General features: G+C 34.0%; 12 protein-coding genes. 3 read left to right on the top strand and 9 right to left on the bottom strand.

Annotated elements, in window-relative coordinates; genetic code table 11:
* Nucleotides 1-40 precede the first annotated feature (40 nt).
* The 3 genes from H3S74_RS06735 to rlmF all read right to left on the bottom strand — a co-directional run bounded on the left by H3S74_RS06735 (nt 41) and on the right by rlmF (nt 2787).
* Nucleotides 41-616: an ACP phosphodiesterase gene (locus tag H3S74_RS06735; RefSeq protein ID WP_110447534.1), complete on the bottom strand. Its 576-nt coding sequence runs from the start codon at nt 614-616 to the stop codon at nt 41-43.
* A gap of 16 nt (nt 617-632) precedes the next feature.
* A complete protein-coding gene (locus H3S74_RS06730; RefSeq protein WP_198247538.1) occupies nt 633-1421 on the bottom strand; it encodes a siderophore-interacting protein in 789 nt (262 codons plus the stop codon).
* 406 nt (nt 1422-1827) lie between these two features.
* Complete coding sequence (rlmF, locus tag H3S74_RS06725; RefSeq protein ID WP_198247537.1) at nt 1828-2787, bottom strand: 23S rRNA (adenine(1618)-N(6))-methyltransferase RlmF; 960 nt, start codon at nt 2785-2787, stop codon at nt 1828-1830.
* Nucleotides 2788-2989: 202 nt separating this feature from the next.
* Between rlmF and H3S74_RS06720 the strand changes: the two genes are divergently transcribed.
* From H3S74_RS06720 to H3S74_RS06710, 3 genes are all read left to right on the top strand, one after another.
* Nucleotides 2990-4408, top strand: a complete 1419-nt coding sequence (locus H3S74_RS06720) for a sodium:proton antiporter (protein WP_198247536.1) — start codon at nt 2990-2992, stop codon at nt 4406-4408.
* Nucleotides 4409-5279: 871 nt separating this feature from the next.
* Nucleotides 5280-6098 (top strand): HTH-type transcriptional activator RhaS, encoded by an 819-nt coding sequence (gene rhaS, locus H3S74_RS06715; RefSeq protein WP_110447530.1) that lies wholly within the window; start codon nt 5280-5282, stop codon nt 6096-6098.
* 17 nt (nt 6099-6115) lie between these two features.
* Nucleotides 6116-6961, top strand: a complete 846-nt coding sequence (locus H3S74_RS06710; RefSeq protein ID WP_198247535.1) for a helix-turn-helix domain-containing protein — start codon at nt 6116-6118, stop codon at nt 6959-6961.
* 70 nt (nt 6962-7031) lie between these two features.
* On the opposite strand, the gene rhaM is transcribed toward H3S74_RS06710, so the two are convergent.
* The 6 genes from rhaM to rhaB all read right to left on the bottom strand — a co-directional run bounded on the left by rhaM (nt 7032) and on the right by rhaB (nt 13175).
* Nucleotides 7032-7346 carry an L-rhamnose mutarotase gene (rhaM, locus tag H3S74_RS06705; protein WP_110447528.1) on the bottom strand — a complete coding sequence of 105 codons (315 nt, stop codon included), beginning with the start codon at nt 7344-7346 and terminating at the stop codon, nt 7032-7034.
* Between the two features lie 68 nt (nt 7347-7414).
* Complete coding sequence (fucO, locus tag H3S74_RS06700; RefSeq protein WP_198247534.1) at nt 7415-8569, bottom strand: lactaldehyde reductase; 1155 nt, start codon at nt 8567-8569, stop codon at nt 7415-7417.
* A gap of 16 nt (nt 8570-8585) precedes the next feature.
* Complete coding sequence (rhaT, locus tag H3S74_RS06695) at nt 8586-9620, bottom strand: L-rhamnose/proton symporter RhaT (RefSeq protein ID WP_198247533.1); 1035 nt, start codon at nt 9618-9620, stop codon at nt 8586-8588.
* A 31-nt stretch (nt 9621-9651) separates the two neighbouring features.
* Nucleotides 9652-10476, bottom strand: a complete 825-nt coding sequence (gene rhaD, locus H3S74_RS06690; RefSeq protein WP_110447525.1) for a rhamnulose-1-phosphate aldolase — start codon at nt 10474-10476, stop codon at nt 9652-9654.
* Nucleotides 10477-10486: 10 nt separating this feature from the next.
* Complete coding sequence (locus H3S74_RS06685; RefSeq protein ID WP_198247532.1) at nt 10487-11740, bottom strand: L-rhamnose isomerase; 1254 nt, start codon at nt 11738-11740, stop codon at nt 10487-10489.
* 10 nt (nt 11741-11750) lie between these two features.
* The gene (gene rhaB, locus H3S74_RS06680) at nt 11751-13175 is read right to left on the bottom strand and encodes a rhamnulokinase (RefSeq protein ID WP_198247531.1); all 1425 of its coding nucleotides are present in this window, start codon (nt 13173-13175) and stop codon (nt 11751-11753) included.
* Nucleotides 13176-13324: the final 149 nt, after the last annotated feature.

Here is a 13324-nt window from a genome sequence, read left to right as displayed (position 1 = left end):
TTATGTAGTTAAATTATTCGATAACTATTATCTCATAAGCTTATACCGATTTTATACCTGAACATATTTTCGGATATAAATCAAAAAAATGTGATTCTAATGCGCTATAGTTTTGTTTAATATCAATAATGGTTTCTTGCAATAAATAAAGTTTTGGTCTTCGCTGAGCCATACCTTTTAATACTTTCGCAATAAAATCTATTGAAGCGTAATTTTCTAACCATGATTCTTGCCACATCGCATTCATAAAATGTTGATAATCTGTAGGATAATTAGTGATATAAGGTTGGATATACCTTTTAGTCATAATATTAAATGATGATAAAGTTTGACTTGAACCAAAATCATGCCAATACTTTGATAAAAAATGATCCCAAACAATATCAAGCGTTATTGGAGCAACACGTTGATGACTATTTCGAAATAACAATTTTGCTTGTTTAACAGTAGGAAAACTATCAGTAAAACTATCAATTTTTCTATGCAACATAATACCATCAGCTATCTCAGTTGGAAATTGCTGATAAGGATCACCTTTTACAAAATCAGCAACAGTATTGCCAATTAGCGAGCTATTGGCAATTGTTGCTAAATGTAAATGCGCAAGTATATTCACAACTTTCTACCAACAATCAATCACGATGTTTAAATTCTCCTTCCGCAAATCCCTCTCGCCAATAACTGGTAATCTGAATAGCATTAGGTTCTAAATTGGGATATTTATCTTTGATTGAATGACGTAATTGTTGTGCCAATGATCTTTCCATTCCCCCCCAAAACAATATATTATCTTGATCACTAAAATTGATGTTCATCACCGCGTCAACTAATTGATTAGGAGCATTTAAATCCTTAACAAACCATTGAACTTTTACATTTTTGTTGATTGGTAGGTCAACAATATCCGTTTTGTGATTAACTTCAATAAAAGCTAATGCTGTTTGAGAACTAGGCAAATTTTCAAGCGTATAACAGATACTCGGTACTGCAGAAATATCGCCCATCAAAACTAAAAATTGATTATCAAATTCTAATTTACCAGCAGTACCTACAATACCAACTTGATCACCTATTTTGGCCTTTTGAGCCCAAACCGTCGCTAATCCTTGAGAATGAATAGCAAAATCAATTATTACTTGATTAGTAGATTCATCATACCCACGAATGCTATAACTACGTGCTAATTGGCGAATTCGATCACTGACCATGATTTTATTATTTTCATCTAATTGTGGGAAAGTAATTTCACCAGTCAAAGGATCAGCAAAGAGTAATTTTAAATGAGGACAAATCCAACGCGGATTGACCATCAATGGTGTATCACAGCTAAAATGCAAACGTAAAAAACTACGGGATAACTGTTCAACTTTGATAACTGTTAATAGCGCATTAATAATTGCTTTTCTTGGTTTCTCTTGCATATGATGATCCTTATATTGCTGATATAACAAAAACATCATACAACAAAAAATAGATTAGATTAGGATATTTTTTAAATAAGAAAATAATCAAAATAATTAATATCGTTTATTGTCAGAATTAAGGAAGTAAAGTTAAAGATTAAATATGATTAATAGATTAGATAATACAGATCATTAAACTAATTTTCGTTAATCTAAACAGAATTCAAAAACCAGAATCACTAAATAAGAATAATACTGCTAAAACTCAAAATTATTATATCGGCCTTCAGTGAGATAAATATCATATAGAACTTAATATTCTCAAAAAATATCTAATACTATTAATTTTGACTATGGAAGTGTAAGTTAATTTATAGTTAATTAACGATATCGTTATTAAGCTATTACATAAAAACCCCTTTCCTCAAAATTTTTTGATCTGCTTTTGTCGTTGTTCTCGATCAAAAAACGTCCACGCAACAAAACGGCTTATTTTTTGACCTTGAGCCATCGGGATAATTTTGTATTCAGTTACAGATGATTTTTTTAACTGTTTTTTTATGTTTGTCAGTGATTCTTTTTTCGAAACCAACGAAGTAAACCATAGGCATTGTGTTTTATAGTTAACACTTTCGGCAATTATTTTGGTTATAAATGCACTTTCTCCTCCTTTGCACCAAAGTTCAGCATGTTGTCCACCAAAATTAAGTATAACTTGATCTTTTTCTGAACTTAATTTACCCAATTTTTGTAGTTTTGTATAAGCACTCGCTTGAGCCTGTTGCTTTGAATTATGAAAAGGAGGATTGCATAAAGTTGCCAAGTAAAATTCTTTCGGTTTAATGATATTTTCAAAAATAGCATCACTGTTGGGTTGTAAACGACATTGTAGGCTATTTTTTAATAATTCATTAGATTTTGCTATTAACGACGCAACCTTGAATGATGTTGGATTGATATCAGTGCCAACAAATGACCAACCATACTCAGCACAGCCAATAATCGGATAAATGGCATTTGCACCAACCCCAATATCTAAAATGCTAATTCTCTTACCCATAGGGATCTTATTCTGATTATCTTGCGCTAATAAATCAGCCAAATAGTGGATATAATCTGCTCGCCCTGGAATTGGAGGGCATAGGTAATCGTCTGGAATATCCCAATAAGAGAGTTGATAATAGTGCAATAAAAGTGCTTTATTTAGCATCTTCACGGCAACAGGATTAGAAAAATCAATCGTTACCCGACCATATTGGTTAGGTTTAACAAAGTTAGATAATGCTGGTAAAGTTTTAATAAGTAAATCAAATGGGTAGCCATTAATATGCTTATTACGATGATGTAAAACATCTTTGTTAATTGTTGGCGATGTTGTCTGCATGAATAATCCAATATGAAAAAATTGCCGATTATTATAGTCTTTTTACACAAATATGCGAAAATAGCCAAAGCTTTTAGGTTAAAAAACCCCTCTCCTCAAATTTTTTATTACTGTTAAACTAAAATTTATTTAAGTGTAACTAATTCGAAAATTAACTGTGGATTTGTTATAATCTGCGACTTTTAATTCACATAATAACGCAATGAAACGTCTATCCAAATTATCAATAATACCATTTATTAGTTTAATGCTAATCTCTTTTCAACTGCATGCAAGCGAGTTTAATGGGCAGGAGTTATCGTTATTTTGGGCTATCCCATTTGTTGGAATTTTGCTTTCTATCGCATTATGCCCATTATTTCTAGCACGGCTGTGGCATCATCATTATGGCAAAATTGTTCTGGTTTGGTCGTTACTATTTCTAGGCTCTGCGTTATTTTCTTTTGGTTTATCTACCACAATTCAATTAACAGCTCATGCCATTATTGAAGAGTATATCCCCTTTATATTATTACTTTTGGCATTGTTCACTGTTTCTGGTGGTATTCTTATCAAAAGTGATAAAATAAGTACGCCAAAATCAAATGTTATTTTATTAGCCATTGGTGTGGTATTAGCTTCAATTATGGGAACAACTGGCGCAGCTATGTTAATGATTCGGCCAATACTGCGAGCTAATCGGCAACGACACCATTCAGTCCACACAGTAATTTTCTTTATCTTTTTAGTCGCCAATATTGGTGGTGGTTTGACGCCGTTAGGTGATCCACCATTATTCATTGGTTTTTTAAAAGGTGTGGATTTTTTCTGGACTGTTAAACATATGTTATTACCAGTTATTTTGACATCCGGTTTATTACTCATTATTTATTATTTTATCGATAGATATTATTATTGTAAGCAATATGGCAATATTACTCTTTCCCATAGTTCAGAAGCAGTTAAATTATATGGTCTAAAAAATATCGGCTTACTAGTGGCGATAATTGCTAGTGTGCTTTTATCTGGCATTTGGCATCCGGCGATAAATTTCACACTATCAGGATCGCAAGTTGAATTACAAAATCTAGTTCGTGATGGCCTTTTTATTGCTATAACGATTATTTCAATATTGATCACGCCAAAGCAAGTACGAGCCGGCAATGAATTCAATTGGGATCCAATCAAAGAAGTTGCCAAATTGTTTATTGGTATCTTTATTACTATAGTGCCCGTTCTAGCAATTTTACGTGCCGGCAATGATGGTGCGTTGAGTTCAGTAGTATCATTGGTCACCAGTGAACAAGCTAAGCCTATAAATAGTATGTATTTTTGGTTATCGGGATCATTGTCAGGATTTTTAGACAATGCACCAACTTATCTGGTGTTTTTTAATTTAGCTTCGGGTAATGCAACTACTTTAATGACCACTTATGCAGACACTTTATTGGCAATTTCAATGGGTTCTGTATTTATGGGCGCATTAAGTTACATTGGTAATGCACCTAACTTTATGGTTAAAAGTATTGCCACACAACATAAAATTAATATGCCAAGCTTTTTTGGCTATATGAAATGGTCAATAGGGATTTTAATTCCAATATTTATTATTGATAATTTGGTATTTTTTGTATTGTGTTAGCTAAAATAAGATGAATATAAAATTCTTTAATTGAGGCTGTAATTAAGCAATACTGTATCGGTAAACTTTTTCAGAAGTGAAGTGATGTACTAAATGAAAATTCCTGATAGCCAACCAACGGTTGAATCATTATGGTTAACTATTTGGCGTATCCTATAACTTTGGTCGCATTTTCTCCCAGTGGTAAAATGTTCCATTGTTCGTTATGAATAATTAAGATAAATTTCAATTGCAACATCAATGAATTTGTGTAGGTAACGATGATAGGCTAACATTCAACCGCTCTTTCTGTTGGCTTCCCTTAAGTGTTGCACAAGTGATATTTTTCTCTTTTATTATCTTTGCTATCATCGCTCTATAAACTATAACTAAAAAAATGAGCACCTCCATAATAAGTCAGACTAACTGGAGTAGTTTTTTAGTTCACGGTTAATTATTTTTTGAATTTTGAAAGAAACAGATATACCTGAAAGTTTTGATGATAATTAAAAATGCTCTGCTATTTTGTATAAAAAACACCCTCACCAAGTCAGAAAAATAATTAATATCATCATATATATTTTTTATTTTTACTATAAATCAATTTATAGCAAACAATAAATATCATAACTAACGTTATCGAAACAAATAAAAATTTTAGAATTTTTATTCTATAAAAAAACTTCAACTGCTTGGTATTCAATCGCGTTCTGATGAACTTTTAAACGGAAAAATTTTAAAAATGTGAAGCTTCGCACATTTTTAATAAAAAGTCCTGCATAGCTATAATTTATAGCCAAAATATTATGTTAGCTGTCCAAATATTAAAGGTGAGATTTCGATTTACTTTTTAGAATGTGGTTGTAAGTTTTAAAAAGAAGTGAGGTTCAGAATGATTGAAATGTTACTTGATAAAGATTTTTTCTCGTCTAGCGATCAAAATATCGCCATTGAGCCTCGAACACCACAACCCGTCTATCCTGAACATACCCATAATTTCAATGAGATCGTTATTGTAACTAGTGGATACGGTAAACACATATTGAATGGGCGACTTTTTGATTTGTATCCAGGCATGATGTTTTATATTAAGGCTTCCGACTGTCATTTGTACGAGAGCGTTCATGATTTGCATTTGACCAATATTTTGTTTAGAGATCCTAAAAATTTTCATTTTATCAATGGAATAAATCAATTAATTCCAAATCCTGATCCAATTCAATCGCATTACTTTTTTGATAAAAAATCTTATGAAAATATTCAATCGATTATTAAGCAATTAACGCCAAATCAATCAAATGCTATTCAGGAGAGTTTATTTTTACAATTACTTTTGATTTTTAATAATAATCTTTATGTTAATCAGGGTTCTGGTTCCTATGATAATCGCGTTAAACAACTTCTACGTTGGTTACAAATCAATTTTAAGGAGCAAATTAATTGGGCACAATTAACTGAGCAATTTTCATTATCATTACGCTCTTTTCATCGACATATAAAGAATGAAATTGGTATCACACCACAAAAATATCTAATAAAACTACGGTTGGCTAATGCTTACACACAGTTAATTTACAGCAATAAATCCATCACAACTATTGCACAAGAATGTGGTTTTAATGATAGTGCTTATTTTTCAACCTGTTTTAAACAAGAATTTACGTTTTCGCCACAAACATTACGTAATAATCCAGATAAACGTTATCATTAATCAATCAGGAACAGTCTATGGAAAAATGTTTACGTTTATATAAACAAGACTATTTTATTTCGGAGATAAATACTGTTACTGTCGAAAGACGTGATCATCAACAACCCTTTCCTTTGCATAACCACGATTTTAATGAAATTGTGATTGTCTGTTCTGGTAATGGGCTACATCATTGGAATGAATATGTTTATCCGATTACCAGTGGTGATATTTTATATATTAATCCGAAAGATGTGCATGGCTATGAATCTGTTAATGACCTTAGATTGGAGAATATTTTATATTTGAGAGAATCACTATTTTTATCATCCACTATTGAGTCTTATTTACCTAAAGTGACTGCTAGACATAATGAACGGTCTTGGCGTATTCAACCTTCATCCCTTAAACTTTTATCACCACTTATTGAACAGTTAGATGTTGAGTCTAAGAAAAACAATTTAGCCTCCGTTCATTTATCTGAGGCTCTTTTTTTGCAGTTGGTTATTTTGTTAGACCGGATTAAACAAGTTCCTACGGTAGCTCTACCTACTGCTACTCATCAATTGGATTTATTGTTCACTGCTCTTCATAACAGTATAGCAACCCCATTTAATATTGATGTTTTTTGCAAAGACAATCATATCGCAAGCCGTTCACTTAGTCGCTTATTTAAAAGTCAAACAGGGATGACTATTACTGGCTACTTACAAAAAAGACGTCTATGTGATGCAATGTCTTTACTTAGAACTACTGATTATTCGATTAGTATGATTGCGGCAGAATGTGGTTATGATGATAGTAACTATTTTTCATCTGTGTTTAAAAAGCTGACCAATCAGACTCCTTCCGAATATCGAGCCCTATTTAACGATAAGAAGTGATAATTGAGTGTGTAGAAATGATTATATATTTAGTTTCCTCTCTTTGATGTGTATTAAAGAGAGGAATATTTTATAATAAATAAAAAACTTCAGTTAATGATTCACTAATCGGGCTATTATCAGAATTGCTTGGCATGATATCTTTCATAAATGCCCACCATTTTTGACAAGCAGCTGTTTTAGCTACAGCATCCCAACGTTCCTCAGATTCAATTTCGACATAGGCAAAAAGTAAATTTCTTTTGCTGTCTAAAAAGATTGAGTAATTGTGAGCTCCATGTGATTTAAGTTCTTTCACTAAGTCAGGAAATATTTCATCATGCCGCTTCTTATACTCTGCATGTTTATCAGGATGAACCTGCATAATACTCGCTTTTCTTATCATAATAATTCCTTTTTACTTGAAATAGGTTAACTTTATGTTTAACCTATTTCACTTTCATTGTGTCATTTTTATTGGTAAATAGAATGATATAATTGCTCAATTTCTCTTACGTTAGTATCGCGAGGATTACCTCCGGTACAAACATCATCAAAAGCAGCTTGGGCTAGCGCAGGAATATCATTTAATTTTACACCGATCTCTTTTAATGTTGCAGGAATACCGACATCAATGTTAAGTTGTTTAACTGCATTAACAGCAGCTTTTCTCACTTGTTCGATTGTCATGTTTTCCGTCAAAGCGACTCCCATTGCTTTGGCGATATCGCGATATTTCTCACCAGTAAATTCAGCATTGTAAGCCATTATATGAGGTAAAAGGACGGCATTAGCCACACCATGAGGCGTACCATAAAAAGCTCCTAATGGATGTGCCATTCCATGAACTAATCCTAAGCCCACATTTGAAAAACCCATTCCAGCAATATATTGTCCTAATGCCATGTCTTCACTACCTTTAGCGATCCCGCTTACCGAGTCACGTAATGAGCGAGAAATAACTTCAATCGCTTTCAAGTGGAACATGTCTGATAATTCCCACGCCCCTTTAGTTATATAACCTTCAATCGCGTGAGTTAAGGCATCAACACCAGTTGCTGCTTTTAAACTAGCAGGCATACTTGTCATCATATCTGAATCAATAATTGCAACAGCCGGAATATCGTGTGGATCAACACAGACAAATTTGCGTTTATTTTCTTCATCTGTGATTACGTAATTAATGGTCACTTCAGCAGCTGTACCTGCTGTCGTAGGAATTGCGATCGTAGGTACTGCTGGTTTTTTAGTTGGCGCAACGCCTTCAAGACTACGAACATCCGCAAATTCTGGATTATTGATGATAATACCGATAGCTTTTGCGGTATCTTGAGGGGACCCCCCACCAATCGCAATCAAATAATCTGCACCAGATTGTTTGAAAACTTCAACCCCTTTTTGAACAATACTAATGGTTGGATTTGGCATAACTTCATCAAATACTTGATAAGAAAAACCATTGTTATCTAGTAATTGTGTTACTTTAGTTGCTACTTTGAATTTTATTAGATCTTTATCCGTAACTACTAACGCTTTTTTAAAACCACGTTTTTTAACTTCATCTACGATTTGACTGATTGAGCCTGCACCAAAATAAGATGTTTCATTTAAAATCATTCTATAAGCCATAATGTTTTCCTTTTAATTAACTAGTCATTCCTAAACCAACAATATTGGCAGCAACAATGATTACTAAACAACCAATACAAAGAATACGTACTGGTTTTTTACCGGTACCAAACCACTCTTTTAGTGCTAAACCAACAATCCCACCACAAAGTACATAGAAACTCATATGTAACATCCAACTCATAAAGCCATATTCTGTTGGAATATTTGCATGCCCCCAAGCATAGAAGAAGAATTGGAGATACCACATTGCACCACCTAAGATAGCAAAAAGAATATTGCTAATTAATAAGGCTTTCGCAACAGAGATATCCTTTTTGAAGGATAAGTCTTTTTTAACACAGAGTCGACTTATACAGAAACCGAGATTAATAATTGCCCCCCCACCCATGATAATGACATAACTTGGAAGTGCCACGTATAAATGATCCACACCAAGCTCAGCCGCTTTTTCATGCATAGGTACTGCAGCGCTCATAGCAAATGACATACCAGCCGAGAAAATACCACACATGATGGCAAGAAGAAGGCCTTTCTTTAAGTTAAAATCTTCAACTTGTACACCTAAGGTTTTTTCTTTCAATAAGCCGGCGTAAGTTACTATAGCAACCCCAATAACAGCAACGACTACGCCTAATAATGTCATTTTACCGCCAGTCGAGGCCAATAATTCACCAAATTTACCTTGTAATATTGGAGTCATTAGAGTGCCGACGATTAAGGTTATCCCAATAGCGATACCTATTCCCATCGACATACCTAAATAACGCATTGTTAAGCCATAACCAATGTTACCGACTCCCCACATTGCGCCGAATAAGAAGACCGGAATTAATATGTCTGAACCAAACGAACCATAGTAAGCCCAAAAATCTGGTAATAAAAAATAACTTATTGTCCATGGTAATATAATCCAAGAAAATAACCCTGCGATTGACCACATGGTTTCCCATGACCAGTTTTTTACTTTTTTAAGTGGTGCGTAAAAACAAGCAGCAGAAGCAGCACCAACAAAGTGCCAGAATATGCCTAAAATAATTGAACTACCCATATCCTTATCCTTATATTTTTATTAGCAATTTTTACTGTTTTATAGCATCTTCCAATGGAGTGACACCAAAACGCTCAGCTAACAATTTGAACTCTTCCGAAGTGATAGTTTGACGTTTGCCTCCCATTGATAACACTTTGACTAAAACTTCTGCCGATTTTTCAGCTGTATCAATTAAGCCAAAAGCTTCATCTAAGGTTGGACCTGTTCCAAATACACCGTGAAAAGCCCATAAAACTAAACTATGTTTTGCCATCTGTTTTGCAGTGGCATAACCAATCTCATCTTTACCCGGAACCATCCAAGGCACCACACCAACACCATCAGGAAATACAACTAAACATTCGGTGCTCATTTCCCACAACCATCTGGTAATTACCGCAGTATCAAGCTCTAGGACATATGTTAAAGCAATTAAATTAGTTGCATGACAGTGCATGATGACTCTATCTTTTCCTTGGCTTTGCTCAATTCTTACAATATGAGATTGAAGATGAGCAGCTAGTTCAGAAGTTGGTAAACCACCATTTATCAATCCCCACATGATGTAATAACCTTTGCCCTGTTCATCGATTTTAACAATAGCTAACGTGTCAGCAGGATCTAATATGACATTGCGGAAATACTTACCAGATCCAGTGACAATAAAGTACTGGTTAGCAAGTTTAGTGACATCTTGCGTCAAAGATACATGACGTGGTTTTTCATAAAAATCATTTTGAAAAGAGATCACATCACTTTCAAGTAACCTTAAACTGACATTACCACCATTACGCTCATCCCAGCCTTTTAGCCACATATCATAAGTGGCTTTGATCATTCCTTTTACAAACCAAGAAGAAAGAATCTGTTGCATTTTATGTTCCTTATGATCGTTTAGTTAAGACAGTTGTTTCATATTGACGAACCTCATCTAGCCATTGACCACCAACTGGAACTTCATTTAATAAACAGTACTGATCCCAAACTGCTTGCCAAGGTAATGATTTTTGTTCTTCTAGTAATGCGAGTCGTGAGGTAAAATCACGATCATGTTCATATTTTTTTAATCTTTCTGTTGGTTCTAATAATGCTTTCAATAAGCATTTTTTCATATTACGAGTACCAATTACCCATGCTGCAATACGGTTAATAGAAGCGTCAAAGAAATCTAGACCAATATGCACACGGTCAAATAGTTTGTTTCGAATGATTTCACTTGCAATATTTTGTGTTTCATCATCAAAAAGCACCACGTGATCACTATCCCAACGTACAGGGCGGCTAACATGAAGTAATAGATGTTCAACAAATGGCATAACGGCAGAAATTTTGTCGGAAATCACTTCCGTTGGATGGAAATGCCCAGCGTCTAAACATAATGCAGTTTTACGTGATGTCGCATAAGCTAAATAAAATTCATTTGAACCAGCGGTATAAGATTCGAGACCAATACCAAACAATTTACTTTCAACCGCATCAATATGATATTTTGGGTCAATTCTTTCACGAATAATTTCATCCAATGATTCAACTAAATGTTGTCTAGGACTAAATTTGTCGACAGTAATATCTTTCATACCATCAGGTAGCCAGATATTCATAACAGAAGGTGTGCCTAATTCTTTACCAAAATATTCTGATACTTTACGACATGCTTTGCCGTGTTCTATCCAAAATTGACGAATTTCTGGATTAACATGGGTTAGTGTGCCTTCATTACTTAAAGGATGTGAAAAATAAGTTGGATTAAAATCTAAACCAATTTGGTGTTTTTTAGCCCATTCGACCCAATTGGCAAAGTGTTCCGGTTTCACTTCATTACGATCGACTTTTTGATTTGATTCTAAATAAGAAGCATGTAGATTTAGTCGTTTAGGGCCTGGTATAAGGCTAAAGGCTTTATCTAAATCTGCTCTTAATTCATCAGCTGTACGAGCCTTACCTGGATAATTACCAGTTGCTTGAATACCACCAGTTAATTCACCTTCTTGTTTTTCAAAACCACCAACATCATCCCCTTGCCAGCAATGAACTGAAATCGGTAATTTTGCCATTGCTACTATTGCAGCATCTGTATCTACCCCAATTTCAGCAAATCTTGCTTTAGCGATCTGATAAGCATTTTCAATTGTGCCCATGTAATACTCCTTAATTAATATAAAAATTTTCAATACAATTTGGTTGATAAAATTTGGTGTCAAAATTCTGTGAAATTAACTGTCTTAATGCATCAATATCCGCAATTTCACCTAATGAAATTAACTGATAGCCAACATTTCCTAATGCCGAAGATTCAATAGGTCCAACGGTGACATTAACATTGCATAAGTCAGCACATAACTGGTTTAAAAAAGCATTTTGACAACCTCCACCGACAATGTGTAATGTCTTAATGGGATTACCACTCAGTGTCGATAATTCGTGTAATACATCTCGATATAAATAAGCTAGGCTGTCAAAAATACATCTGACTAATTGAGCGAGGTTTTTAGGCGTTTGACCACTGTTTTCTAAACAAACCTGTTTAATGGTTTCTGTCATGGAGTCCGGATTTAAAAACCGTGGATCATTGGGATTTATAAGAAACGTAAAAGGTTGTTCTTGTTTTGCCGATGCGATTAATTCAATAATATCTTTAACGTTATTTTCAGCACAAACCCGTTGAAATAACCATAATCCCATGATGTTTTTTAATACTCGATAATTACCATCTACACCACCTTCATTGGTAATATTGGCTTTTAATGCTTGTTTGCTTATCAGTGGTTGTTTTGATTCCAATCCCATTAATGACCAAGTACCCGAACATAAATAAGCACTATGTAAATTGATGATTGGTGCAGCAATAACCGCACTAGCAGTATCATGACTTGCGACTGCAATTACAGGGATATGATCACCCTTGGCACTTTTCCAATATCCAACTTGATTTCCAGGCTTACTGATATCACCAAACCATTTACGTGGTATACCAAGATAATCAAGTAAGTCTTTATCCCAATCTTGAGTCGTCACATTGACAAGTTGTGTGGTGGTTGCATTGGTATATTCTCGATTTAATACACCGGTTAATCGGTAAATCAGATAATCAGGAATCATGACAAAATCAGTTACTCGTGATAACCATTCTGGTGATTCAAGCATCATTGCCTTAAGTTGATAAAGTGTGTTAAAGGTTAAAAACTGAATTCCCGTTTTTTGATAAATATTTTCTAGACCAATGTCATCTTGTACTTTTGACATAATGTTGTCAGTACGATGATCTCGATAAGAGTAAGTAGGGCCGACAATTTGACCTTGTTTATCAAGCAACACATAATCAACCCCCCATGTATCAATACCGATACTATCGAGTTTGATATCTTGTTGGATAATTTTGTTTAATCCGGTTATGATTTCTTGTTCTAAGTACGTCAAATCCCAACAAAAATTTTTACCATCGCTTTTATATCCATTACTAAATCGATGTATCTCAGTTAGTGTTAATTTTCCTGTTTGAGATCGATAACTCGACAACATGACTCTGCCACTTGATGCGCCTAGATCGATTGCAGCAATATATCTATTTGCCATTATAACTACCCTCACTTTTACTAATGAAGACAGTCTAGTGAACTATTTTGATTTACACTTTTAATCGATGGCCATTGTTAAATAAGTTTGGCAAAATTTTTAAAATGCTTGTGATCTGTACCACAAAATAAGAACAAAGGTGGTGTTTT

This window comes from Gilliamella sp. W8126 (assembly GCF_016102185.1).
In the GTDB taxonomy this organism is placed as follows: Bacteria; Pseudomonadota; Gammaproteobacteria; order Enterobacterales; family Orbaceae; genus Gilliamella; species Gilliamella apis_A.
The sequence above is the reverse complement of the archived record's forward strand: the minus strand, read 5'-3'. Positions and strand labels throughout refer to the sequence as shown.